Annotated in this window: 26 protein-coding genes; 18 read left to right on the top strand and 8 right to left on the bottom strand. The window is 43.0% G+C overall.

The window, feature by feature from the left end; translation table 11 throughout:
* Positions 1–44: 44 nt before the first annotated feature.
* Both ZOBGAL_RS10095 and ZOBGAL_RS10090 read left to right on the top strand, forming a co-directional pair.
* Complete coding sequence (locus ZOBGAL_RS10095; protein WP_013993494.1) at positions 45–971, top strand: bifunctional riboflavin kinase/FAD synthetase; 927 nt, start codon at positions 45–47, stop codon at positions 969–971.
* Positions 972–2,312 carry an HTTM domain-containing protein gene (locus ZOBGAL_RS10090; protein ID WP_013993493.1) on the top strand — a complete coding sequence of 447 codons (1,341 nt, stop codon included), beginning with the start codon at positions 972–974 and terminating at the stop codon, positions 2,310–2,312.
* Here ZOBGAL_RS10090 and ZOBGAL_RS10085 read toward each other — a convergent pair.
* Positions 2,299–2,676: a VOC family protein gene (locus tag ZOBGAL_RS10085; protein WP_013993492.1), complete on the bottom strand. Its 378-nt coding sequence runs from the start codon at positions 2,674–2,676 to the stop codon at positions 2,299–2,301. The genes ZOBGAL_RS10090 and ZOBGAL_RS10085 overlap by 14 nt on opposite strands.
* Positions 2,677–2,755: 79 nt before the next feature.
* On the opposite strand from ZOBGAL_RS10085, the gene serS reads away from it, so the two are divergent.
* On the top strand, positions 2,756–4,027 hold the full coding sequence (serS, locus tag ZOBGAL_RS10080; protein WP_013993491.1) for a serine--tRNA ligase: 1,272 nt from the start codon (positions 2,756–2,758) through the stop codon (positions 4,025–4,027).
* A gap of 56 nt (positions 4,028–4,083) precedes the next feature.
* Here serS and ZOBGAL_RS10075 read toward each other — a convergent pair whose 3' ends face one another.
* Positions 4,084–4,395, bottom strand: a complete 312-nt coding sequence (locus tag ZOBGAL_RS10075; protein WP_013993490.1) for a hypothetical protein — start codon at positions 4,393–4,395, stop codon at positions 4,084–4,086.
* Between the two features lie 205 nt (positions 4,396–4,600).
* Between ZOBGAL_RS10075 and ZOBGAL_RS10070 the strand changes: the two genes are divergently transcribed.
* From ZOBGAL_RS10070 to ZOBGAL_RS10020, 11 genes are all read left to right on the top strand, one after another.
* Positions 4,601–6,385, top strand: a complete 1,785-nt coding sequence (locus ZOBGAL_RS10070; RefSeq protein ID WP_013993489.1) for a tetratricopeptide repeat protein — start codon at positions 4,601–4,603, stop codon at positions 6,383–6,385.
* A gap of 34 nt (positions 6,386–6,419) precedes the next feature.
* The gene (locus ZOBGAL_RS10065) at positions 6,420–8,084 is read left to right on the top strand and encodes a S41 family peptidase (protein ID WP_013993488.1); all 1,665 of its coding nucleotides are present in this window, start codon (positions 6,420–6,422) and stop codon (positions 8,082–8,084) included.
* Positions 8,085–8,093: 9 nt separating this feature from the next.
* Entirely contained in the window at positions 8,094–8,405 is a 312-nt protein-coding gene (locus ZOBGAL_RS10060; RefSeq protein ID WP_013993487.1) for a DUF4286 family protein, read from the top strand.
* Between the two features lie 19 nt (positions 8,406–8,424).
* The gene (locus ZOBGAL_RS10055) at positions 8,425–8,727 is read left to right on the top strand and encodes a gamma-glutamylcyclotransferase family protein (RefSeq protein WP_013993486.1); all 303 of its coding nucleotides are present in this window, start codon (positions 8,425–8,427) and stop codon (positions 8,725–8,727) included.
* A gap of 9 nt (positions 8,728–8,736) precedes the next feature.
* On the top strand, positions 8,737–9,600 hold the full coding sequence (rsmA, locus tag ZOBGAL_RS10050; protein ID WP_013993485.1) for a 16S rRNA (adenine(1518)-N(6)/adenine(1519)-N(6))-dimethyltransferase RsmA: 864 nt from the start codon (positions 8,737–8,739) through the stop codon (positions 9,598–9,600).
* Positions 9,601–9,769: 169 nt separating this feature from the next.
* Entirely contained in the window at positions 9,770–11,122 is a 1,353-nt protein-coding gene (gene mgtE, locus ZOBGAL_RS10045) for a magnesium transporter (protein WP_013993484.1), read from the top strand.
* Between the two features lie 191 nt (positions 11,123–11,313).
* Positions 11,314–12,282, top strand: a complete 969-nt coding sequence (locus ZOBGAL_RS10040; protein WP_046287855.1) for a 2-hydroxyacid dehydrogenase — start codon at positions 11,314–11,316, stop codon at positions 12,280–12,282.
* 83 nt (positions 12,283–12,365) lie between these two features.
* Positions 12,366–12,737, top strand: coding sequence for a VOC family protein (locus tag ZOBGAL_RS10035; RefSeq protein WP_013993482.1), 372 nt, complete (start codon positions 12,366–12,368; stop codon positions 12,735–12,737).
* Positions 12,738–12,739: 2 nt separating this feature from the next.
* Positions 12,740–13,204 carry a DUF1801 domain-containing protein gene (locus tag ZOBGAL_RS10030; RefSeq protein WP_046287441.1) on the top strand — a complete coding sequence of 155 codons (465 nt, stop codon included), beginning with the start codon at positions 12,740–12,742 and terminating at the stop codon, positions 13,202–13,204.
* A gap of 162 nt (positions 13,205–13,366) precedes the next feature.
* Positions 13,367–13,765: a hypothetical protein gene (locus ZOBGAL_RS10025; protein WP_013993480.1), complete on the top strand. Its 399-nt coding sequence runs from the start codon at positions 13,367–13,369 to the stop codon at positions 13,763–13,765.
* A gap of 25 nt (positions 13,766–13,790) precedes the next feature.
* Positions 13,791–14,291 (top strand): GNAT family N-acetyltransferase, encoded by a 501-nt coding sequence (locus ZOBGAL_RS10020; RefSeq protein WP_013993479.1) that lies wholly within the window; start codon positions 13,791–13,793, stop codon positions 14,289–14,291.
* Positions 14,292–14,307: 16 nt separating this feature from the next.
* Here ZOBGAL_RS10020 and ZOBGAL_RS10015 read toward each other — a convergent pair whose 3' ends face one another.
* From ZOBGAL_RS10015 to ZOBGAL_RS10000, 4 genes are all read right to left on the bottom strand, one after another.
* Complete coding sequence (locus ZOBGAL_RS10015) at positions 14,308–16,119, bottom strand: GNAT family N-acyltransferase (protein ID WP_013993478.1); 1,812 nt, start codon at positions 16,117–16,119, stop codon at positions 14,308–14,310.
* Positions 16,120–16,208: 89 nt separating this feature from the next.
* The gene (locus tag ZOBGAL_RS10010) at positions 16,209–17,459 is read right to left on the bottom strand and encodes an aspartate kinase (RefSeq protein ID WP_013993477.1); all 1,251 of its coding nucleotides are present in this window, start codon (positions 17,457–17,459) and stop codon (positions 16,209–16,211) included.
* A gap of 44 nt (positions 17,460–17,503) precedes the next feature.
* On the bottom strand, positions 17,504–17,839 hold the full coding sequence (locus ZOBGAL_RS10005) for a hypothetical protein (RefSeq protein WP_013993476.1): 336 nt from the start codon (positions 17,837–17,839) through the stop codon (positions 17,504–17,506).
* Positions 17,840–17,848: 9 nt separating this feature from the next.
* Positions 17,849–18,328, bottom strand: a complete 480-nt coding sequence (locus ZOBGAL_RS10000; protein ID WP_013993475.1) for a GNAT family N-acetyltransferase — start codon at positions 18,326–18,328, stop codon at positions 17,849–17,851.
* A gap of 116 nt (positions 18,329–18,444) precedes the next feature.
* On the opposite strand from ZOBGAL_RS10000, the gene fbp reads away from it, so the two are divergent.
* Positions 18,445–19,455, top strand: a complete 1,011-nt coding sequence (gene fbp / locus ZOBGAL_RS09995; RefSeq protein WP_013993474.1) for a class 1 fructose-bisphosphatase — start codon at positions 18,445–18,447, stop codon at positions 19,453–19,455.
* 52 nt (positions 19,456–19,507) lie between these two features.
* Here fbp and ZOBGAL_RS09990 read toward each other — a convergent pair whose 3' ends face one another.
* On the bottom strand, positions 19,508–19,930 hold the full coding sequence (locus tag ZOBGAL_RS09990) for a tellurite resistance TerB family protein (RefSeq protein WP_013993473.1): 423 nt from the start codon (positions 19,928–19,930) through the stop codon (positions 19,508–19,510).
* A gap of 147 nt (positions 19,931–20,077) precedes the next feature.
* Here ZOBGAL_RS09990 and ZOBGAL_RS09985 point away from each other — a divergent pair, with 147 nt between their 5' ends.
* Genes ZOBGAL_RS09985 through ZOBGAL_RS09975 form a run of 3 tightly spaced genes read left to right on the top strand, consistent with a single transcriptional unit; the run spans position 20,078 to position 25,249 of the window.
* Positions 20,078–21,112 (top strand): ligase-associated DNA damage response exonuclease, encoded by a 1,035-nt coding sequence (locus ZOBGAL_RS09985; protein ID WP_046287853.1) that lies wholly within the window; start codon positions 20,078–20,080, stop codon positions 21,110–21,112.
* A 59-nt stretch (positions 21,113–21,171) separates the two neighbouring features.
* A complete protein-coding gene (locus tag ZOBGAL_RS09980; RefSeq protein ID WP_046287440.1) occupies positions 21,172–22,773 on the top strand; it encodes an ATP-dependent DNA ligase in 1,602 nt (533 codons plus the stop codon).
* A 7-nt stretch (positions 22,774–22,780) separates the two neighbouring features.
* On the top strand, positions 22,781–25,249 hold the full coding sequence (locus ZOBGAL_RS09975) for a ligase-associated DNA damage response DEXH box helicase (RefSeq protein ID WP_013993470.1): 2,469 nt from the start codon (positions 22,781–22,783) through the stop codon (positions 25,247–25,249).
* Positions 25,250–25,337: 88 nt separating this feature from the next.
* Here the strand turns inward: ZOBGAL_RS09975 and ZOBGAL_RS09970 are convergent, their stop codons facing one another.
* Positions 25,338–25,778 (bottom strand): lipocalin-like domain-containing protein, encoded by a 441-nt coding sequence (locus tag ZOBGAL_RS09970; protein ID WP_013993469.1) that lies wholly within the window; start codon positions 25,776–25,778, stop codon positions 25,338–25,340.
* Positions 25,779–26,118 lie beyond the last annotated feature (340 nt).

Raw genomic sequence — 26,118 nt, 5'->3', positions numbered from 1 at the left:
TTTAGAACAGAATCAAATATAAGTCTTTTTATTATTTTTATTAGGTGGTAACAGTCCAAAGCATTTCCAAATACGATAAACTACACCCCACTGCCATTACGATAGGCACTTTCGACGGTGTGCACATCGGTCATCGGGAAATTCTAGAACGGCTTATTAAAACCGCGGCGGCCCTAAATCTCAAGTCTACGGTACTCACCTTTTTTCCGCATCCGCGGATGGTCTTACAAAAAGATACCAACATCAAGTTACTCAACACTATAGCCGAAAAAACAAAAATCCTTGAAGCTTTAGGCCTAGACTTACTTATCATCCATCCGTTCACCCAAGAATTTTCTCGGCTATCGGCCACTGAATTCGTCAGGGACAATCTGGTCAATCAATTGCACACCAAGAAAATCATCATTGGTTACGACCATCGTTTCGGCAGGAACCGCAACGCGAACATCACCGACCTACGGGCGTTCGGCTCTACCTTCAATTTTGAGGTAGAGGAAATTTCGGCCCAAGAAATAGACGCCGTATCGGTAAGCTCCACCAAAATCAGAAAGGCACTCGAAGCAGGGGACATTGCCACGGCAAACACTTATTTAGGCTACAACTATATGCTTACGGGCAGCATCCAAAAAGGAAAGGGCCTAGGCAGGCAGATCGGCTTTCCTACGGCAAACCTCCATATTCCCGAAACGTACAAGCTGGTACCCAAAAACGGGGTGTATGTAGTACAAAGCAACTTGATGGGCAAAACCGTCTTCGGTATGATGAACATTGGGTACAACCCTACCGTAGAAGGAAAGGAAAAGACCATTGAAATCAACTTTTTCGATTTTGACCAAGATCTCTACGGGCAAGAATTACAGATCGACATCTTACACCGCATACGTGATGAACACAAATTTGAATCGGTCGAAGCCTTAAAGCGTCAGCTGGAAAAAGACAAACAGACATCGTTTTCGTTAATCCCTAAATAAATGTTGAATCGTTTTCTTTTTTCGAAAATCGATAATTCCCCCTTGATCATTTTCCGTATATTTTTCGGAATACTCATTTCCTTAGAATGTTACGGTGCCATACTTACAGGCTGGATCAAACGAACCTTGGTCGAACCCCAATTCACTTTCAACTTTATCGGCTTCGACTGGCTACAGCCCCTACCCGGTTACGGCATGTATGTTTATTTTTTTATCATGGGTACCCTGGGCGTTATGGTGGCCCTCGGCTACAAATACCGTTTTAGCATCATCTCTTTCACCCTGCTATGGACCGGCGTCTACCTCATGCAAAAAACATCGTACAACAACCACTATTACCTACTAATACTCATTTCATTCATCATGTGCTTTCTTCCGGCACACCGAAGCCACTCTTTCGACCTACGGAGCAATCGGGGATTAAAAAGTGACAGCATGTTCGCCTATGTTAAATGGGCCATCGTCCTTCAATTGCTTATCGTATACACCTATGCTTCGATTGCCAAGCTCTACGGGGATTGGTTAGATTTCGGGATTATCCGTATCCTGATGCTCAACAAAGCCAGTTACCCGATTATAGGAGAGCTTTTGCAAGAGCCCTTCATTCACAAGATTATGGGCGTTTACGGTATTCTTTTCGACTTACTGGTCGTACCGGCCCTTCTATGGAAGCCTACACGAAAAATAGCGTTTATCGCCTCCGTATTTTTCCATCTGTTCAACTCCATAGTCTTTCAAATCGGTATATTCCCCTATTTATCGCTGGCATTTACCGTATTCTTTTTCGAACCTGAGACCATACGCCGTATTTTTTTCAAGAAGAAGCCTCCCTACCTCTTGCAAAAAATCGAAGTGCCTTCTTTCAGAAACACGGTCTATATCTTGGGAGGCCTATATTTCGTGGTACAATTGGCGCTTCCTATCAGGCATCACTTTATAAAAGACGATGTACTATGGACCGAAGAAGGCCATAGACTCAGTTGGCGCATGATGCTAAGAAGTCGTTCCGGAAGCATCAAATTTCAGGTAGTGGACAAGGAAAACGGAGAAAAAACGACCATCAACACAAAAGATTACCTTACAAAAAAACAACAAAGAAGAATTGGAGGCTACCCCGATTTTATCTGGCAATTCGCCCAAAGGTTAAAAAAGGAATATGCCGAAAAAGGAAAAGACATAGCGGTATACGCCCTTAACTCGAAAGTAAGTGTCAACGGAAAACCGTACCGTGCCTTTATTGACCAGACGGTAGATCTGGCCAGTGCAAAATGGAATTATTTTTGGCATAATGAATGGATTTTACCCTCATCTACCGCAGAAAAAGTGCCTAAAACTTTTTAGCACGCTGGCATAATTGCAAGGGCATGCCCCAAGGATCACGAAGCATTACTAAATGTAGCCCTTCCCTTTTTACCTCTTCGACAAGCGTGGCCCCTTCGGCCACAAGCCTTAGTTTATCGCCTTCGGCATTATCGGAAACGAAGGCTACATGAAAGGTGGCCGGATGCCGCTCCTTGAAATTGCTCAGGGGCTCTTCCTCTTTTTGGTACAGCTCTAACATGACCCTGCCCGTAGTATCGGCCAAAAAGGTCATAAAAGGCGATTTTTCTTGGGCCACCACGACCTGTAGCCCCAAATGCACAACAAACCAGTCTACCCTTTTATGTATTTCGGTAACGTTGAGCGCAAAATGTTCAAAAACCATAAAATAATAAGATTATAACGGCCGTAAATGTATTGGTTTTTAATCATTAGTTTAAATTTGCAGACTAAATTTAAGAGCAATGTTACAGCTACAGGTCGTTAGAGACAAAAAAGACGACATCATAAACGCATTGAAAAAGCGCAATATAGATGCCGCACCATTGATTGATGAAGTATTGGAATTGGACGAAAAGAGACGTTCAACACAAACTGCTTTGGACAACACCTTGGCGGAAAGCAATAAACTTTCCAAAGAAATAGGCATACTCTTTAAAACTGGCAAGGCCCAAGAAGCCAATGCCCTTAAAGAAAAGACAGGAACCCTAAAGGAAGATTCGAAAAAGCTGGGCGAAGAACTCAACACCATTGCCGAAGAACTGCAAAGGGCCCTTTACCAAATACCCAATGTTCCGCACGAATCGGTACCTTCGGGCAATACGGACGAAGACAACGAAGAGGTCTTCAAAGAAGGTGAAATCCCCGTTTTGAACACCGATGCCCTTCCCCACTGGGAACTGGCAAAAAAATACGATATCATCGATTTTGAACTGGGCGTAAAAATTGCCGGCGCCGGCTTTCCCGTTTACAAAGGAAAAGGTGCGCGCTTACAACGTGCCCTGATTTCCTATTTTCTCGATAAAAATACAGAAGCCGGTTATACCGAAATGCAAGTACCGCATTTGGTGAACGAAGCTTCCGGCTTTGGAACCGGACAGTTGCCCGACAAGGAAGGCCAAATGTACCACGTGGGAGAAGATGACCTATACCTCATCCCTACTGCGGAAGTACCGGTAACCAACCTTTTTCGTGGCGAGATAGTCGCAGAAAGCGATTTTCCTATTTGCTATACCGCCTACACCCCTTGTTTTAGAAGGGAAGCCGGAAGTTATGGAGCGCATGTTCGCGGCCTGAACCGCCTGCACCAATTCGACAAGGTTGAAATTGTCCGCGTAGAAAATCCGGCCAATTCGTACCACGCCTTGGATGGCATGGTAGAACACGTAAAAAATATACTTAGGGAACTCAAATTACCTTACCGCATCCTTAGGCTTTGTGGCGGTGACCTAGGTTTTACCTCGGCCCTTACCTATGATTTTGAAGTCTTCTCGACGGCGCAAGACCGATGGCTGGAAATCAGTTCGGTATCTAATTTTGAAACCTATCAGGCCAACCGATTAAAGCTTCGCTATAAAGACGAAAACGGAAAAAGCCAACTGGCACACACCCTAAACGGAAGTTCCTTGGCCCTACCCCGGGTTTTAGCGGGAATTTTGGAAAACTACCAAACTCCCGACGGAATTCAGATTCCCGAAGTTTTGGTGCCTTATTGCGGATTTGACCGTATAGACTAAGCGTATTACAATCGGCCAGGGCATATTTGCTTCTGGCCGATTTTTATTTTTTTCGTTTACATTTCCCCTTCCCCTACTTCTTCTCCTGAAGTATAGACCACATAGGTTTTTCTCGAAGTATTGAACGTAACCCAAATCGGTTTTTCGTTTCTGATCAGATCCAAATAATCGCTGAACCGGTCCATAGGCTCATAACCCACTCCTGATTTTGTACTATCATCATAGCTATTGGCCGGCAGGGCACCGTTTTTAAAAAGAAGATACAGCTTGTTCCCATCGGCACAATACAAATTAATTCTTCCGGAATTACTCCCGTTCGGATATAGAAAGGCCGAGTAACGCTCACAATTTTTTACAAAAACCGCCATGTTTTTAAATTTTAAAAATAAAACAATCAATACATTGATTATAAATATATTACAAATCAAAAAGAGACCATAGGAACATTGTACGAACGGCTTTCAATATTGTACGGAATGGAGTAAATTGCTTTTAAAGCTTAAATATGTCCAAATTATAATCCCCTTAACAGATTCTTTTCCCAGGCTAGTTTAAATTTGTTAAATTTCATACATGAAGGCTCTCTACTTTATCGCCATTCTTCTTATAACATTTTCCGCTGTAGCCCAAGAAGACTTCTTGGCGAAACAGTATTTTAATGATGGTGATTTTGAAAAAGCGGTGATCTACTACGAAAAATTAGTGGAGAAAAATCCGCGTAGAACAGACTACACCGAAGGCCTGATAGCCACCTACCAGCAACTGGAACGATATACGGACGCAGAGGAATTTCTCTTAAAAAAAATTCAAGAACCCCATGTCTACCCCACCTTGTTCATAGAATTGGGATATAACTACACCCTGCAGAACCGTCCTGAAAAGGCCAAGGAATACTACGAAAAAGCCATCTCCCAAATAGACCAAAACCCCAATTACGGTTATGGCATAGGGTATCGCTTTCAAAAATACGCCTTGCTCGACGAGGCCCTCAAGGCCTACAACAAGGCAATGGAACTCAATCCCCAACTTGATTATAATTATCAAATGGCCCGCATTTATGGGGAACAGGGCAATATTGAAAAAATGTACGTTTCGTATTTAAACCTGATCAGCGAGGGAAAAACCTCAAAATCGAACGTACTACGGAGCATTGACGATTTTATTACTGCCGATCCCGAAAACGAGAACAACCTCATTCTCAAAAAAACACTGTTGCAGAATGCCCAGAAAAACCCCAATATCCTTTGGAACGAACTTTTAAGCTGGCTCTTTGTGCAACAGAAACAATACGGCAGTGCCTTTCGGCAAGAGAAGGCTATTTACAAACGTATGGAAGGCGCCAATACCCAACGTCTCAACACCCTCGGAAACATTACCCTAGAGGACAACGAAACCGATACCGCCCAAGAAATTTTTCAATATATAGCCGATAACAGCGCCGATGCCATAACCAAGCTCAACGCCCAGCTCAATCTAATAGACATCCAGCTTTTAGACCCTTCGGAAAAAGCGCTTGAAGAGATACAAAAGCAATTTGACGAGCTGATAGCGCTTCACGGATACAAGGCACAGACCCTTCAGTTACAGGTGGCCTACGCCAACTTTCTCACCTTTAAAAAAGAGAATCCCGAAAAAGCCGTACAAGTCTTAAAACAAAGTCTTGAGCTACCGCTGAACAACCGGGGCAAAGCCTTCGTAAAACTCGCACTGGGCGACATCTTGGTCTTTGACAGGCGATTTAACGAAGCGCTCATCTATTTTTCACAAATACAAAAGAACCTTAAAAACGACGTCTTAGGGCAAAATGCACGTTACAAAGTGGCACAGACCAGTTTTTACAAGGGCGATTTTGATTGGGCCCTTACCCAGTTAAAAGTATTGAGGAGTTCCACTTCACAACTTATTGCCAACGACGCCATGCAATTGAGCCTATTGATTTCAGACAATTCACTGGAAGACTCTACACAGACCGCCCTAAAAAAATACGCCCGGGCCGACCTGCTCGCCTATCAGAACAAAACAAAAGAGGCCATCACCGAACTTGACGATATCTTAAAAAACCATAAAGGCGAAAAAATTGAAGACGAGGCCCTTTTAAAGCAAGGCGAGCTCTTAGAACGCACCAAAGCCTACGAAGCGGCCGAATACAACTACCTAAAAATAATCGAGTTCTACGCCAACGGTATACTGGCTGACGATGCGCACTTTAAACTCGCCGAACTCTATAGAAACAAACTGAACCAACCCGAAAAAGCCAAAACGCACTACGAGAAAATTATCTATAACTACCAAGACAGTTATTATTTTCCACAAGCGCGAAAGAATTTTAGAATGTTGCGAGGTGATGCCGTGAACTGAGATAGTTATCTAAAGCAAACACAAACAATAGAGCATGGGCAGATTCACTTTGATTTTTCTAATTACACTATTTTTTTCGGGTCAGGTGATAGCAAAACCCACCCCACTGAACGAAACCGAAAAACTTGCTTCGGTCGGCAAAGTCTGGGGTTTCCTAAAATATTACCACCCCAATGTAGCCAAAGGAAAATTCAATTGGGACGAGCAGTTATTCACAATTCTGGCTAGAACGGAAAAGACCAATTCCAAGGAAGAACTATCACAAGTATTAATAGATTGGATAGGTTCACTCGGTGAAATAAAACCCTGCAAGTCTTGCCAAACGCCCACATCTACGGCCCGTTTCAATAAAAACTTTGATCTATCGTGGATACAGGATAACCAGCTCTTTTCAAAACAGCTTTCCGATAAACTCCGGTTTATAGAAACAAATAGGTTTCAAGGCAAGCAATACTACGTGACCACAGCTAAAAAGACAACAAAGGCACAAAATATCATTATCCAAAATGAACCTGAATACCCAAACTTCCTATGGAAAGATAAGAACTTAAGGCTACTAGCCTTATTCAGATATTGGAATACGGTTGCGTATTTTTTTCCATACAAGTATCAAATGGACACCCCTTGGAACGATGTATTAACACAAATACTGCCTAAGTTTCTTCACCCCGAATCTGAATTGGATTACCATTTGGCTATGCTAGAACTAGTGGTACATATTGATGATAGCCACGCGGGTTTAAGTACAGACACACTAAATGAATATTTTGGGAATAATTACATTCCCGTGACCCACAGGATAATCGACAATAAAGCTGTAATCGTAAGACCTTTTAACGATTCATTGGCCCGACTAAACGATTTAAAAATTGGAGATGTCATTAGCAAAGTGAACGGACAGAACGTTATTGATGTTTTTGAAGAAAGAAAAAACTATATACAAGGCTCCAACCATGCCGCTAAGCTTGCTTTTGCCCGGAACAAAATTTTTAATGGCAGTACAGATTCGGTCACGGTAGAATTACTAAGGAATGGAAAACCCATTACCAAAAAAATAGGAAGGTACCCGTTTAAAGACTTTAATTACGAGCAACCCACAAAGAAAAAATATAAAATACTCAACAATACTATTGGTTACGTAAATATGGGAGAAGTTACCCAAGAGGACGTCTCGCAAATGATGGATAGTTTAATAGACAAAAAAGCTATCATTTTTGATATCCGAAATTATCCTAAAGGCACTATGTACCTAATAGCAAATTACCTGAACAGCAGTCCAAAAGAATTTGTGAAAATTGTAGTTCCAGATTTGGGTTACCCAGGTAGGTTTAAGTGGACAAAAACACTAAAATGCGGAGGCTCCAATAAAACTAAGGAACACTATAAGGGCAAAATTATTCTGTTGGTCAACTCACAGACAATCAGCCGTGCCGAGTTTACCACCATGGCTTTTCAGACATACGACAATGTAATGACAATTGGCAGCCAAACCTGTGCTGCCGATGGAAATGTTAGCCCAATTGGATTCGTAGGCGGTTTCAAAACAGGAATTTCCGGGACAGGTATTTTTTATCCTGATGGAACAAAAACCCAGAGAGTTGGCGTAAAAATTGATGTAGAAGTAAAACCTACTATCGCAGGTATTCAAGAAGGAAGGGACGAGGTATTGGAAAAGGCATTAGATTTGCTAAAAGACTAAAACAACACTATGTACATATACAATGTAACAACCAATATAGAAGAGTCGGTGCATGACGAATGGCTTATATGGATGCGTGAAGTGCACATACCCGATGTATTGGCCACCGGCAAATTCTTGAACGCCAAGATGAGCAAGATATTGGTAGAAGAAGAAATGGGAGGTATCAGCTACTCGGTTCAGTTCACCACCTTGAGCAAGGAAGTACTGGAAAGCTATTATGCGGAAGACGCACCCAGATTGCGTGAAGATGCCCATAAACGGTTTCCGAACAAATTCGTTTCGTTCAGGACCGAGATGGAAATCGTAAGTGAACACTAACGATTCAGCTCCAGTAAAAATGCCACACCTCTTTACTTACGGAACCCTTCAAGACCCGTATATACAACAACAGGTTTTCGGGCGCAGCCTGGAGGGAAGTCCCGATGTGCTGAACGGTTTTCGTATTTCCCCAGAAAAAATAATGGGCAGATACCTGGTTGCCGAAGAAACAAACAGTACGGAAGACCGTATTGAAGGCGTGGTTTACGAATTAGAACAAAACGAATTGACAAAGGCGGACCAATACGAAGGCGCCGCATACAAGAAAAAGAAAGTCGGTTTAAAATCGGGCAAGACGGCTTGGGTTTATATAAGGGCTTAAAAGAAAAATATGGGCAAAAAAAAGAAGAAACGTTACGAACAACACTCCACAAAGTCTTGGAAAGAAGATAGTCCCGTAAAGGCGAAGAAGCATTTAGGCCAGCACTTTTTAAAGGATGAGGAGATTGCCAAAAAAATTGCGGACACCCTTTCCCTGGAAGGCTATAGAAATGTAGTGGAAATAGGTCCGGGTACGGGCGTGCTCACCAAACATTTGCTCTTGCGCGATATGAACCTTGTTGCCATGGACCTCGATGCCGATTCCATCGTCTACCTTAACCACAGTTTTCCCTTGGAACACCCTAAAGCCATGGCCGGAAAAGGCTCTTTACAAGTAGTTGAGGCCGACTTCCTAAAATACGACCTATCGGATGTATTCGGCAATGAGCCCTTTGCCATAACAGGAAACTTCCCCTACAACATATCTACCCAAATCGTTTTCAAGATGCTGGAACTAAAGGAACAGGTACCCGAGTTTTCAGGTATGTTCCAAAAAGAAGTGGCCCAACGTATTTGCGAAGGGGAAGGCAATAAAACCTATGGCATTCTATCGGTATTGGTACAGGCCTATTACGATGCCGAATATTTGTTTGCGGTACCTCCCCAAGTATTTGACCCTCCTCCAAAAGTGCAGTCGGGCGTACTCCGCTTGGTCCGCAAAAAGGACTTTACCCTTGACTGCGACGAAAAATTGTTCTTCAGGGTAGTGAAAGCCGCTTTTAACCAACGCAGAAAGACCATTCGCAACAGCCTAAAGACTTTCGACCTATCTCCCGAACTCAAGGGCGACACCCTCTTTGACCAACGCCCTGAACAGCTTAGCGTAAACGATTTTATCGCATTGACCAAGAAAATAGCCGCTGATATGGCATAGCGATTGCTTCGGCTATCACTTTCAAGAAGAGATATTGGCATTGCCCTGCACTAAAACGGAATTTTTATTGATAAAGCGTGCTAAGAAATCGTAAAGAGCGCAACGCTTTAGTCGTTTTTCTTTAGCTTTGCGGCAGTTTCTTCTTTACCGTTTTCTATGATAGCATAAAATGACACCGTTTAAACTCACAGATGAACTCCTAGCTGAGATCGAGCAGCTTATAGAATCCCGAAGGGATACCGAATTGGTAAACCTGATGGAAGATATACATTACGCCGATATCGCGGAAATCATCAATGAGTTAAACGAAGACGAAGCTACCTACCTGATCAAGCTTCTTGAAAGCGATAAGACCTCCGATGTTCTGACGGAACTTGACGAAGATGTTCGAGAATATATCCTGAACAACCTTTCGGCCAAGGAAATTGCCGAAGAGCTCGATGAACTCGACACCGATGATGCCGCCGATATTATCGGGGAGCTTCCGAACGAAATTATCCAAGAGGTCATTTCCGAAATTGAAGACCGAGAGCACGCCAAAGACATCGTAGACCTTTTGCGCTATGATGAGAATTCCGCAGGGGGTCTAATGGCCAAAGAGCTCGTAAAGGTCAGGGAAAGTTGGGATGTTCTCAAGTGCGTAAAAGAAATGCGCGCACAGGCCGAGAACGTCACTAGGGTCCACTCCATTTACGTAGTAGATGATGAAGATAAACTCAAAGGCCGCCTTTCATTAAAAGATTTACTGACCACCTCCACCAGAACCCATATCAGCGAGGTGTACATCCCAAAAGTCGATTCGGTAAACGTCAACCAAAAACCCGAAGAAGTAGCCAAGATCATGTCTAAATACGATTTGGAGGCCATTCCCGTAGTTGACGAAATCGGACGTTTGGTAGGCCGTATTACCATTGATGATATTGTAGATGTTATCCGTGAAGAGGCCGACAAAGATTATCAAATGGCGGCGGGTATCTCACAAGACGTAGAAGCCGATGATAGTATTTGGGTACTCACCCGCGCACGGCTTCCTTGGCTATTTTTGGGACTTGTCGGTGGTATTGGGGCCGCAGGTATCATGGGCGGATTTGAGGAACTGATCAGCAAACACGCGGTGCTGTTCTTCTTTACCCCTTTAATTGCCGCAATGGCGGGCAACGTAGGAGTACAATCGAGTGCAATCGTGGTTCAGGGTCTTGCCAACGACGACTTAAAGGGCAGTGTAGGAAACCGTTTGATAAAAGAAATGCTATTGGCCCTTCTAAACGGTACCATCCTAGCTTTGATCTTACTACTTTTTACTTGGCTATGGAAGGGCGACTTCCTTACCTCCCTGTCTATTTGCCTATCTTTGGTAGCGGTCATCCTAGTTGCGGGCTTTATAGGCACCTTTATCCCCTTATTCCTGCACAAACGCGGCATCGACCCTGCAATAGCAACCGGACCGTTTATTACCACCAGCAACGACATATTCGGTATCCTTATCTACTTTTCCATAGCAAAAATGGTGTTGGGCATCTAAGGCAAATCATCTATTTTAGTACCTTCGTAGGCTATTCAATGGAATATAGGACACATCTCTCCTCTCCATTCGAATCAAGACAAAACCATCTTAGGTAAACCGAACACATAGGCTTTCTTCATACGGTGGGGATATAGCTTATACGAACACTTATAAAAAGGCGCAACGCCCATACAACTATGGCTGAAAAAATGAAAATTTTACATGTAGATGTAAACCACCCCTTACTGATAGAACAGTTTAACGAACTTGGTTTTCAAAATGACGAAGACTACACTTCCTCCAAAGCGGAAATCGAAAGTAAAATACATGAGTACGACGGACTTATTATCCGCAGTCGATTTAGCATTGACAGTGGGTTTCTAAACAAGGCCCGTAAGCTCAAATTTATAGGTAGGCTGGGTGCCGGTCTAGAAAATATTGACGTACGCCATGCCGAAGCCAACGATATATTTTTGGCCGCGGCGCCGGAAGGCAACCGTAATGCCGTTGGGGAACATACCTTGGGCATGTTACTTTCCCTATTCAACAAACTCCAAAAAGCCGATAAAGAAGTGCGTTCAGGCAAATGGGACCGTGAGGGCAACCGCGGTATAGAATTAGACGGCAAGACGGTTGGTATTGTCGGATATGGCAATATGGGCAAGGCCTTTGCCAAAAAGCTCCGTGGCTTTGACGTAGAAGTCATCTGTTACGACCTTCAAGGCGGCGTAGGCGACGAAAATGCCCGTCAAGTCGGAATCATGGAATTACACCAACGTACCGATGTATTGAGCTTGCACGTACCCCAGACCGAGCTTACCATCGGCATGATCAACAGTGAGTTTATAGAAAAATTCCACAACCCGTTTTGGTTGTTGAATACGGCAAGGGGCAAGGCGGTCGTAAGCGAAGATTTGGTTTCTGCCCTTAAGTCGGGTAAAGTGCTAGGTGCGGGTCTAGACGTCCTTGAATACGAAAAGGCTTCCTTCGAGAACATGTTCGGAACCACGAATGACGACAATAGCCCCGCAGACCTTAGCGGAATGCCCGAGGCCTTCCAATACCTGATCCAAGCCGACAATGTCGTACTGACACCCCACGTAGCTGGATGGACGGTAGAAAGTCTCGAAAAACTGGCCCAAACGGTAGTCGACAAGATTAAGGCAAAATTTTGCTAACTTAGAAGACTATAATCCACGCTGTAAAGTACCCCCATCGGATTGTGAAACGTTGAGTTTATTCATCATAAAATCAAAAAACGATGCACTTAGGTAACTTTTCGGTAAGCCTGAATGTCAAGGACATTCAGGTGTCAAAACAATTTTATGAAACCTTGGGCTTCTCCGTTTTCGGCGGAGATGCTTCCCAAAACTGGTTGATCATGAAAAATGGTGACGCTACGGTGGGCCTTTTTCAAGGTATGTTCGACAAGAACATCCTCACCTTTAATCCCGGCTGGAATAGCAATGCGGAAAAGCTTGACTCCTTTACCGACATTCGGGACCTGCAAAAACAACTCAAGGCCCAAGGCATCACACTAGATACCGAAGCCGATGAGCAAAGTACCGGCCCGGCAAGTTTTATGCTCAAAGACCCTGACGGCAACCCTATTCTAGTAGACCAACACCTTTAATGATGAAACACAAGGCCGATACGCCGGAAGCATATATCGCCCAACTACCGGAAGACCGTAAAGAAGCCCTTTCCCGACTTCGAAAGACCGTTTTGGACCACCTGCCCAAAGGCTTCGAAGAACAAATGAGCTACGGCATGCTTGGCTATGTGGTTCCCCATTCCGCTTATCCAAATGGCTATCATTGCAATCCTGAACTTCCACTTCCCTTTATAAACCTGGCCTCACAAAAGAACTTTATTGCACTGTACCATTTGGCCATTTATGCCGACCACAAACTATACAGTTGGTTTATTTCCGAATACCCTAAACACTGTAAACGGAAATTGGACATGGGAAAAAGCTGCATCCGTTTTAAATCGATGAACGACATACCTTACGACCTCATTGCCGAACTTTGTAAAAAGATGTCCGTTGACGATTGGATCGCACTGTACGAGAACACCCTAAGGCCCAAAAATAAGTAAGCCCGACCCCAACCGGAGGTTTTCTTAACGAGGCAAAAAAACATATTTACCGACAAGAAAAGCACCCCTAAACAAAGCTAGGAAAACCATTAAACAGGCTTTTTTATAAGTTCATTATCGCGTAATTTTATAGAAACAAACTGCTCAAAAAAAACTATAACCATGTCAGAAGAAAAAAAAGATTTCGGAAAAGATTTTGCAGAGGAAGCAAAAAAAGCCGCCAATGAATTTAAGGAAGAAGTCAAGGAAACTTTTGACCCAAACCAGCCCGAAAGCGGAAAGATTGTAGCCATCATCGCCCATATTACCATAATCGGATGGATCGCGGCGCTGATTATGAACTCACAGAACAAAACAGAGTTCGGAAGTTTCTATATCCGGCAGACCTTGGGCATCTGGCTACTTACCATTCTTTTAGCCTTTATTCCCATCATAGGCTGTTTCGCTGCAGTAATCGGTTTGGTATTGATCGTGATGAGCCTGATCAATGCGGCCAACAATAAAATGGCCCCAACAGCGGTCGTGGGCGAATACTTTCAAGACTGGTTTAAAAGCCTATAATGAACCGAGGGTTAATTTTTAATAGATGTCCGCAATAGAATTAAAACCCATGTGTAAGAAAGACTGGGCCTCGGTATCCGAAATATATGCCGATGGCATGGCCACGGGCCACGCCACTTTTGAATATCAACTCCCCTCTTATGAAGCATGGAATGCCAACCATCTTGAAAGCTGCAGGCTCATTGCTTATTCAGGGGATAAATGCATGGGCTGGGCGGCCCTGTCGCCCGTATCGAAAAGGGCGGTATACCGAGGTGTGGCCGAAGTCAGCATCTATATTGCAAAGGACGCCCGAGGAAAAGGGGTAGGTTCTCGATTGATGCAGTCTTTGATCAAGGAAAGTGAAAAACACGGTCTATGGACCCTACAATCGGGAATCTTCCCCGAAAATACAGGAAGCATCCACCTTCACGAGAAAATGGGCTTCCGCTATATTGGCAAACGCGAACGTGTTGGCAAAAGAGATGGAGTCTGGAAAGACAATCTGTTATTTGAACGAAGAAGTACGGCCGTAGGAAATGATTAAGCCGCTCCCCTAGCGGCTATGAATTTTGTTGCGCTTCCATAAACTTGCGCTCCAATTCGGCCTGAAACTCTTCCATTACAGGTTTTACCGTGCTTTCGGGCAAGTCTGATATTTTAATGTACATCAATCCGTCTACCGCATTGTTGAACAGGGGGTCCACATTAAAGGCCACAACTTTCGCATTCTGCTTGATATACTTTTTTATCAATACGGGCAAACGCAGGCTTCCCGGTTCTACCTCATCGATCAGTTTATCAAATTTATTGAGGTCGGCTTGGGTCTCATCGAAGACAAACTCCTTATCGGCGTCTTTCAATTTAACCTTGAACTCTTTCTTAGGCCTTACATACTGGGCCACGTAGGGATCCCAATAATTACTCTTCATAAACTCGATCATCAGCGATTTTGAAAAGTTCGAGAACTGGTTACTAATGCTCACCCCTCCAATCAGATATTTATGCTCGGGGTAGCGCAAAGTGGTATGAACAATGCCCTTCCATAAAAGGAAAAGGGGCATGGGCTTCTGCTGGTATTCCTTGACGATATAGGCCCTTCCCATCTCAATGGACTGGCTCATCATCCCGAAGAGTTCGGGCTCAAAGCGAAACAGGTCTTGAAGGTAGAAACCATCTATCCCGTATTTGGCGAAAATTTCAGACCCAAGTCCCATTCGGTAGGCCCCCGCGATCACTCTTGCCTCATTGTCCCACAGAAACATATGATGATAATACGAGTCGAACTCGTCAATGTCGATGGAGTTATTGGTTCCTTCCCCAATCTCGCGAAAGGTAATCTCCCGTTGACGTCCAATTTCCTGAAGGGCATAGGGCATTTCATCGGCCGGGGCCAAAAACACCTCGTAATTTTTGCTCTGCACCATACGCCTATCGTTTTCGATAAGCTTTGCGATTTCAGCCTCTATAAGATCGGCCCGAACGGGTTGAACGATCTGCCGGGGCTGTTTCGGTAATTTTAATGTGGTAGGAATCTGGTCGATCAATCGTTCCTTCTCATAAATATTAGAGAGGATGTAGGTTTTTCTCCGTATAAGTTCAGTAAACTCCTCCAATGATTCTTGTTCATTCTGGGTAGCTACCGAAATAGGCTGGCCAATGCGTACCTTAATGGGCCGGTTCCTTTGCGAATATACCTCTGAGGGTAGTTTTGCCGTTCGAAAGACACCGCTGATCTTCGCCAAGCGATAAAAAAGCTTGCTATTTCTCGCGTGAAAATAAATAGGTACCACGGGCACTTGGGCCTTGCGTATCAATTTCATGGCAGTAGGTTCCCATGGCCTATCGACCACCAGTTTTCCTTCCTTAAAAGTAGACACCTCCCCTGCAGGAAAAATTCCGACGGGATGGCCTTCCTTCAAATGCAACATGGCGCTTTTAAAACCGGCCATACTGCTTTTGGCCTCTTTATGGTCTTCAAACGGATTCACCGGAAAAATATAGGAAGCCAAAGGCTTGAACCTTTGCAAGAGAAAATTTGCTATTACTTTATACTGCGGCCGATGTTGAAGCATCAGCTTCAGTAGTATAATACCGTCCATTCCCCCAAGCGGGTGGTTGCTCACCGTGATAAACGCCCCTTCTTTAGGAAGCCGCTTCAAATCGTTTACGGGAATTTCATAATCGATTTCGTACTCTTCCAGAACGGCATCCAAGAAATCGGTACCATTAAGATGGCTCATCTTATCGTACCGTCGGTTCATGTTTGAAATTTTCGTGACCCTTAGCAATATCCAAGCCACGAACGTACCAAAAAACCCGTATTTATCAAGATTGGTAGCATTGGCCACTTCCTTCGCGGTCACTAAACCCATAGTTATATCATCAATTAGGTAACCGCTAAGATAGGAAAAACACGAGAGGCCAACCGCTTTTTAACAAATTTAGACCTACAGCATGAAGATTACTTCACTACTAATTGTAAAGTCTCCTTACCTCTCTGTTCTAAGAGCACTTCATGTCCGTTCTGCAAAGACTCGATCGCTTTTTCGTCAAAATGTCTAATGGTATAAAGGGATACGCCTTCATGGTGTACGACCTTGAACCTGCTTTTCAAAAGGTTTAAAAGATCTTCCAACCGACCGAAACGATTATCGACACAGACCGAAAAACTAATGGCAGAATTCTGGATCAGGTCTACTTTCATTTTATGGTCATGGAACAATTTAAAAAGCTCACTGATGCTATCTTCTACGATAAAAGAAAAATCCAAGGAAGACAATTTCATCAATACCTGGTTTTTCTTAACGATAAAACAAGGCACCTTGGGCTCTATCCCTACACCCTTACCCACCGTAGTACCCGGATCGGAAGGATTCAAGAAAGATTTCACGTGAAGCGGAATTTCTTTTTTCTGCAGAGGCTGAAGCGTCTTCGGGTGGATTACCGAAGCCCCGTAAAACGCCAATTCGATCGCCTCACGATATGATATGTTGTTCAATAATTGGGTTTCCGAAAAATACCGTGGATCGGCATTGAGTACGCCGGGTACATCTTTCCATATGGTAACCGAATCGGCATTTAGGCAATAGGCCAATATGGCGGCCGTATAATCTGACCCCTCCCTACCCAAGGTCGTTGTAAAGTTATTGTCGTCACTACCCAAAAAGCCCTGGGTTATATTGAGTTTGGACTTATCAATGTTTCTAGCAACCCGTTCTTGGGTCTTTTCCCAATTGACCGACACATCGCGATAACTGTCATTGGTTTTGATAAAGTCGCGAATATCGACCCAATTGCTCTTGATACCTACCTCATTGAGGTAAGCATTCAGTATGGTCGTAGATATCAACTCGCCATAACCTACCACTTGGTCATATACAAAGTTATAGTTAGGTGATTTATTCCATGCCAGAAATCCCTGCACCTCATCAAAAAGGCCTTTTACTTGGGAAAAAATCACATGCTTATCATTGTCAAAAAGATCCTTAAGAATAGCATCGTGATAGGCTATGGTTTCTTGAAATGCCGCCGTCAAGGCAGACTTATCGCTAAAATAGGCATTGACCGTAGCCTCCATGGCATTCGTGGTCTTCCCCATGGCCGAGACCACCACAATGGTATTGCTATGCCCCGTTTGTTTTAAAACATTGACCACATTTTTCACTCCGTTGGCATCTTTAACCGATGCTCCTCCAAATTTGAATACGCGCATAAATTTCTCGATTATTCTATATTGTACAAAAGCCTATGATGGCCCTATATTTCCTCTAAAATTGATTGTCCTTTTGAACGGTCGCCTGAGGTCCACACCCAAGTCTCGTGTAATCTCAATTTTCCGTTCCCCATAGTTTCTGGAACTGAAGTACATTCACCTGTCATCAATTCATTATTGACATTGATTTGCTGATAACGCATTTCTATGGTACCGTTATCGGCCACCAATCCGATCAACTGTCCTTTTACGATATTTCCACCGCTGTAATCGGCGGACAAAATTTGACCGGTCTGATGATACTCGAAAATGGTTTCCTGTGTAGTTTCCGAATTGTCAGATCCCGAAATGGGCCTGAATCTTTTTTCGTTATAATTCATTTCAGCGGATTAAACGTTTGCCAAAAATTCCTTGATTCCGTTTTCGTCCATCTGAACCACATCCCAATCCCGCATGACCTTGGCATGGTTTTTTTCGTAAAACGCAATGGCCGGTTCGTTCCAATCAAGCACTTCCCAACAGATCCTGCGAACACCTTGGGCATGACCGTACTTGACCACTTCGGTCAACAAGGCCTTCCCTAGTCCGCTACCCCGCATACGCTCGGTTACGATAAGGTCTTCCAAATGAATGACCCTGCCTTTCCAAGTAGAATACCTCTGGTACACCAAGGCCATACCGACAACCTTGCCTTCGGCCTCACCTACGAAGCAGTGAAATTGCTTTTTCTCCCCAAAACCGTCTTCGATCAAATCGTTTTCGGTTACCTCTACGGCATCCGGTTCCTTTTCAAATACAGCAAGTTCATTGATCAATGCCAATACCTGTTGCATATCACCCGGTTGCGCCTCACGAATCGAAAATTCCATATTGTTACAAATAAAACACGAAGTTATAAATTTAAATAGTCAAATATAAATGAAACGCTCATAGTTTCACAAAATAGCCGATATTTGTTCCTGTAACAACAACCTCCTATTGAAATATGGTCAAAAAGAACATTACTCTTGGCGAATTCATAATAAAAAACCAAGCATCATTCCAATATTCATCCGGCGAGCTATCTCGACTTTTAAACGGACTAAGGCTGGCCGCAAAAGTGGTCAACCATGAAGTCAACAAGGCCGGCCTGGTAGATATCATCGGTGAAGCCGGTGACGTTAACGTACAGGGCGAGGACCAAAAGAAACTGGATGTCTTGGCCAACGAAAAATTCATACAGACCCTCTCGAAAAGGGAAATCGTCTGTGGAATCGCTTCGGAGGAAGAGGAAGATTTTATCAGTATCAACAGTTACGATGAAAAACACCAGAACAAGTATATTGTACTTATCGACCCCCTAGATGGCTCATCGAATATCGATGTCAACGTATCCGTCGGAACCATTTTCTCTATTTACAGAAGGGTAACCCCCGTTGGTACCCCTGTAACCTTGGAAGATTTTTTGCAACCGGGCAGAGACCAGGTCGCAGCGGGATATATCATTTACGGTACCTCGACCATGTTGGTATACACTACGGGCGACGGCGTTCAAGGATTCACCCTTAACCCGGCCCTGGGCACCTTTTACCTATCACACCCCAATATGGAATTTCCGGAAACCGGAAACATTTATTCGGTAAACGAAGGAAACTATGTGCATTTTCCTCAAGGTGTAAAAGACTATATCAAATACTGCCAAAAAGAAGAGGACGACCGACCATACACTTCGCGATACATTGGTTCTTTGGTATCTGATTTCCATAGGAACATGATCAAGGGCGGCATTTATATGTACCCTAAAAGCAGTGTATCTACTAATGGTAAATTACGCTTATTGTACGAGTGCAACCCCATGGCCTTTTTGGCCGAACAGGCCAATGGAAAAGCCAGTAACGGAAAGGATAGAATACTTGACCTTAAACCGACCGAGCTCCACGAACGGGTACCCTTCTTTTGTGGAAGCCGTAAAATGGTAGAAAAGGCGGAAGAGTTCATGGCCGCCCATAACGAATAAAAAAAGGCCGGAAAAACACTTTTGTTCTCCCGGCCTTTTTTCTGATTTTGTCTTAGTGTTTCAGTAGGTAGATATAATCGTCAAATTCGATTTTACCGCTGAAAATCGCCACCGATTTTTCGATGACCTTATCGGCTTGTTCCCCTGAAAAGCCTAAACCAATAGCATACTTCTTCAGTAATAACATTTCTTCTTCATCTATATGATGGTCTGAAAAAATAATACGGAACAAGTCGTATAAACGCTCCAATCTTCTTTCTGAATTATGAGGAGGGTCTATAGGATATTTATTCTCGCGCTTCATTACCTCCTTGTATTCGGCTTCGGTAATGTCGAGCTTAGACGCAAAACGGTCTAACATACTTTTTTCCTCGGAACTAATCTCACCATCTATACTGGCCAAAGTGGCCAATGCTGCAAAATGTGCGAGGTTCCTTCTATGTTCACTGCTTGTATATAAATCTGCGATCGCCATATATATCAATTTTATTGGCAGCAAATATAATTTTTTTAGAGGTCATTCCCCTCTTACAGAATGATTATTTTGAGCTGGTTATTTGCCACCATTCCATATCACCACATACCCATACCGTTTTGGAATATTACGTAACTTTCAATGAACATGAAAAATCCACTTCTCGAATTCACCGATAAAGGTATTTATTGCAGTGTCGCCAAGGTTTATCTAGACCCATGGAGAGCTGTAGATAAGGCCATAATATCCCACGGTCATGCAGATCATAGTAGATGGGGACATAAACAATACATTACGCATCATAGAAATGTACCTATAATTAGTCATCGTTTGGGCGAAATTAATGTGACCGGAAAAGAATGGGGCGAAACTTTTAGCATAAACAATGTAAAATTCAGCTTACATCCAGCTGGCCATATCATCGGTTCTTCCCAAGTTCGCGTAGAACACAAGGGTGAAGTATGGGTGTTTACGGGCGATTACAAAACCGAAAACGACGGTATATCAACTCCCTATGAACCTATTAAATGCCATACTTTCATAACGGAATGTACTTTTGGACTTCCCGCTTTTAAATGGACACCTCAACAAGAGGTTTTCGAGAATATCAACCAATGGTGGGAAGAGAACAAATCTGAAGGCAAAACTTCAATTTTATTCGGATACAGTCTAGGCAAGGCACAGCGTCTCCTAAAATATCTTGACACCGATATTGGAAAAATATATACCCATGGCGCCATTGAAAACATGACCCAAGTATTGCGCCCACTGGTTGATTTTCCAGAAACGACCTTGATTACCAAGGAAACCAAAAAAGAAGAACTATTGGGAAACATTGTTCTGGCTCCACCCAGTGCTCACGGCAGTACATGGATTCGTAAAATGGTGCCCTACGTAACAGCTTCAGCCAGTGGTTGGATGACCTTTCGCGGAGCGCGTCGGCGTCGGGCCATTGATAAAGGTTTCGTTTTGAGCGATCACTGCGACTGGCAAGGACTTTTATCCAGCATTGAAGCCACCGGAGCGGAAAAAATCATTTGTACCCACGGGTATACGGAAATATTTTCTAGATTCCTGCGCGAACAGGGTTATGATGCACGTACCGAAGAAACCCAATATGGAGACGAAGAGGACAATACGGTTCCTGATGAAACAGCAACCCTAGAAAAGCAAACATCATGAAACCACAAACAATATCAGAAATGGATGTCCCAACCTCCATTGCATCAAATGAATTGGGCATGAGAGGATTCGCTGCACTAATAAAAACACTGGACAGCACCAATAAAACTAATATAAAGGTTCAGGCTTTAGCCGACTATTTTCGGGTTGCTAATGATACGGATAAGGTATGGACCATTGCTATTCTATCTCATCGTAGACCACCTAGACCCGTTAACACCACACTGCTGCGCGAATGGGCTTCTGAATTGGCGAATATCCCCCTTTGGCTTTTTGAAGAGAGCTATCACATTGTGGGCGATTTGGCGGAAACCATTGCTCTCATTGTACCATCTAGCAAAACATCCACAGAAAAAACACTGACCCAATTTCTAGAGGAGATGATTGCGTTGAAGAAGAAATCCGACGTCGACAAAAAAACCTACCTCTTTGAGAACTGGAAAGTACTCGATTACTACGAACGTTTTGTTTTTACCAAGTTGATTACCGGAGGGTTCCGTATTGGTGTCAGTCAAAAATTAATGACCCGAGCCTTGGCCAAAGCAACGGAAATAGATGAGGATATTTTGGCCTATAAACTTATGGGAAACTGGGACCCAAACAAAATCACCTTTCAAGAACTTATTTTAGAAGAAAATGAAAGCGACTATCTATCCAAACCCTATCCGTTTTATCTGGCCTACGCCATTGAAAATGAACCAGAGGATTTAGGCGATGTTACCCATTGGTCCGCCGAGCATAAGTGGGATGGTATCCGTTCACAGGTAATCCTTAGAAATGATGAGCTATTCGTCTGGAGCCGTGGTGAAGAATTAGTCACCGATAAGTACCCGGAATTCAACCTATTTATTCAAAAAATACCAAACGGTACTGTAATTGATGGAGAAATATTACCCTATATAGATGGGCAAATAGGCACATTTAATGATTTACAGACACGCATAGGTCGCAAAATGATTTCCAAGGCTTTACTCAAGAAAGTACCTGTTATTTTAAAGGCGTATGATATTTTAGAATGGAAAGGAAAGGATATTCGGAACCAACCTTTTACCGAACGCAGGGCTATCTTAGAAAAATTATTCAAGGAGGTAAACCATACTGACTTACCTTTTCACCTTTCAGAAACCATGCACTTTAATTCTTGGGAAGAGGCAGCCATAGAAAGGGAGCGTTCCCGTGAAATGTTCAGTGAAGGACTCATGTTAAAACACAAAGATTCTCCTTATTTAGTAGGTCGGAAAAAAGGCGATTGGTGGAAATGGAAAGTAGACCCATTAACTATTGATGCCGTACTCACTTACGCTATGCGAGGTCATGGTAGACGCAGTAATTTGTTTACAGATTATACCTTTGCACTTTGGAACACCAACGATGAAGGCGAAAAAGAACTGGTTACTTTTGCCAAAGCCTATTCCGGTCTTACCGATGCCGAGTTTAGAAAGGTAGATGCTTGGATTAAGAAAAACACCTTGGAACGTTTTGGACCAGTGCGCTCGGTTACTCCACATCATGTATTTGAAATTGCCTTTGAAGGCATAGCCTTATCAAAGCGCCATAAAAGTGGGGTTGCCACCAGGTTTCCGAGAATATTGAGGTGGAGAAAAGATAAAACTATTCACGAAGCCAATTCCTTAGGGGATTTAAAGTTGATGATTCCTTAACCCATACATGAATAGAGAAGAACTTTACCATATTGCTCAAAATTGGTTCGACCAACAGAACTGGAAACCCTTCAAGTTTCAAAAAGACACTTGGAAAGCATTTCTACAAGGTAAAAACGGACTATTGAACGCTCCAACAGGCAGTGGTAAGACCTATGCTCTTTGGTTTCCTATTGTTTTAAACTACATCAAAAAAAATCCGCAGTACAAGACCAAGCACAAAAAAGGATTAAAAGCGATATGGATTACCCCGTTACGGGCCCTTTCCCAAGAAATTAGACAATCCGCAGAAAGAGTTACTGCCGATTTGGAAACGCAAATGACCGTTGGTATCCGTACCGGTGATACGACCACAAAAGAACGGGCAAGTCAAAAAAAGCAAATGCCCGATTTGCTGATTACCACGCCAGAAAGCCTGCAACTCTTATTGGCCACAAAAGGCTACGATAAAATTTTTAAAGACTGTTCTGCTATTGTAGTTGACGAGTGGCACGAGCTGCTGGGCACCAAACGTGGCGTTCAGATGGAACTGGCCTTATCCCGATTGAAAACCATTTCAAAAGACCTTCGTATTTGGGGAATTTCCGCTACAATCGGCAATTTAGAGCAAGCTCGGGACGTGCTTCTGGGGCCAGAAACGGAAGCCTTGGAAAATTCTGTAATGATACGGGCTAATATTAAAAAGAAAATTACGGTCAAAAGTATCATTCCAAAAAAGATGGAAACCTTTCCTTGGCGTGGCCATTTGGGTTTGCATTTGCTGGAAGATGTTGTTCCTATAATCAATAACAGCAGAACTACCCTACTATTTACAAATACGCGTAGCCAATGTGAAATATGGTTCCAGAAAATTCTGGAAAAACATCCTGAATATGCAGGAGATATTGCCATGCATCATGGCAGTATTAATAAAGATACCCGCAATTGGGTTGAAAATGCCATTAGAAACGAAGAATTAAAAGCAGTAGTTTGCACCTCTAGTTTGGATTTAGGAGTAGATTTCGCCCCAGTTGAAACCGTAGTCCAGATTGGCGGCCCCAAAGGCGTAGCTCGCTTTTTACAGCGTGCGGGCCGTAGTGGACATAGGCCAGGCGAAGAAAGCGTAATTTATTTTTTACCCACCCACGCCATTGAGCTGATTGAGGCCTCCGCATTACAGCAAGCGGTAAAACACAATGCCGTAGAAGACCGCATGCCCTACCTTAACTGCTACGATGTATTACTGCAATATTTAACTACGTTGGCTATTTCTGACGGGTTTTATCCTGATGATATTTATAAGGAAGTCCGTCAAACGTTCTGTTATCAAACTTTGACCTTAGACCAATGGCAATGGTTACTCAACTTTTTGGTTATGGGCAGTCAGAGTCTACAATCATACGATGAATACAAAAAAGTAGAAGTTGAAGAAGACGGAAAATTTAAAGTAAATAACCGTGGCGTTGCCATGCGGCACCGTTTTCAGATTGGCACCATTGTGGGTGATGTAAACCTAACCGTCCGTTATCAAAAGGGAGGATATATTGGCTCCATAGAAGAGTTCTTTATTTCGAAATTAAATAGAGGGGATGTTTTTACGTTTGCGGGTAGAAACCTTGAATTCATTAGAATAAAGGACATGCAGGTACACGTTCGAAACTCGACCAAAAAGACCAATAAAATTTCTAGCTGGTCCGGAAGTCGTATGACCCTATCGGCCCAGATGTCCAAATTACTACGAGAAGAACTGTATACTTCCAGTGAAGATAAAAAATACCAATCGATAGAAATACGTGCCCTAGCCCATATATTCGAGCGTCAAAGGCGTGAAAGTATTGTTCCCAACCCAAATGAATTCCTGATTGAAACCTTTAAAACACGTGAAGGCTACCATCATCTATTCTATCCTTTTGAAGGACGTTTTGTTCACGAGGCCATGGGCAGTCTTTTAGGCTATCGCATCAGTTTACTATCTCCTATCACTTTTTCATTGGCATTTAACGACTATGGTTTTGAGTTGCTTTCCGACCAAGAGATAGATATTCAACAGGTCATTGACAATGATTTGTTTACCTCTGAATATTTACTGGACGATTTACAAAACAGCCTGAATGCCACGGAAATGGCACGTCGTAAATTTCGTGATATTGCCATTATCAGTGGAATGGTGTTTACCGGTTACCCGAACAAGGGCGTTAAAATGAAACATTTGCAAAGTAACTCCCAATTGCTTTTTGAAGTTTTCCGAGATTACGAACCAGAAAACCTACTCTTTCAACAAGCCTTTACGGAAACCTTTCAGCACCAGCTGGAAGAAGGCCGTTTGCGACTTTCCTTAGAGCGTATTGCGGAACAGGAGATTGTTTGGAAACCCTGTATAAAAGCAACTCCGTTTGCCTTTCCATTAATTACGGACCGTATGAGTCGTGAAAAGCTATCTAGTGAAAAATTAGCTGACCGTATCAAGCGGATGTCCGCTTTATTGATGAAGAACTAAAATGGACAAAAAAAGCCTGCTAAAGCCTAAGTTTTTAGCAGGCCATATATTTTCAAAAACGGAACAACCTGGCTCCATTTAACAAACACTATTTTTTCTTGTAAACGGACGTACGGGTGTAAGCCCCGACATAATCATCAATCCCTTCACTTATAAAAATCAGTTTAGCCCCAGAAACGGAGTAATCCACCATAACGGCCTCATTGTCTTCATCGACAACCAACACTTTGCCCGGCTCTGGTATAGACCATTCGCCCGACATGGTAGCATCGGCGTTTATGACACACTGATTTTCGTTCCCCTCCACTTGATCATAATCAATCAGCTCAAAAGTTCCGCCGGATTTAAAAATAACCGTTTCTTCCAATTCACATGCATCCAGCTCGTACGACCTCCCATTTTCAGATTGCGAAACAAGCTGCCAAGAACCTATCAATGCATCTTCAGGTCTATCTGAACTGTCATCGTCGCTACATGACGAAAATAAACCAAAAGCAATGGCACCGAATAGGATAAAACTTTTTTTCATAAGGTAATAGTTTTAGGTTTTTTTCATTGATTTAAAAAAACGGAGCATTTTTTGATTTATTATTTTTTTTGATTTTCACCAGTAAATCTGTAGTAATACGGAATCAAAATTTCATTACAAACCCAAAAAATTTACGTCCTTTCCCTTAATAACCGACCGTTTAAACCGGGAGAAATTATCCAGTGAAAAATTGGCCGACCGAATCAAACGGATGACCCAAATGTTGACCAAGTAAAGGATTGGATATTTTTTAACTTGTTAACCTAATCTTAAATTTGAGCACACTCTTAACAAACGGTATTTTACAACCTTTGTAAGGTTAAACCCTTTTTAAAAAACA

The organism is Zobellia galactanivorans, from assembly GCF_000973105.1.
Taxonomy (GTDB): domain Bacteria; phylum Bacteroidota; class Bacteroidia; order Flavobacteriales; family Flavobacteriaceae; genus Zobellia; species Zobellia galactanivorans.
This window is presented reverse-complemented; position numbering and strand designations above follow the sequence as displayed.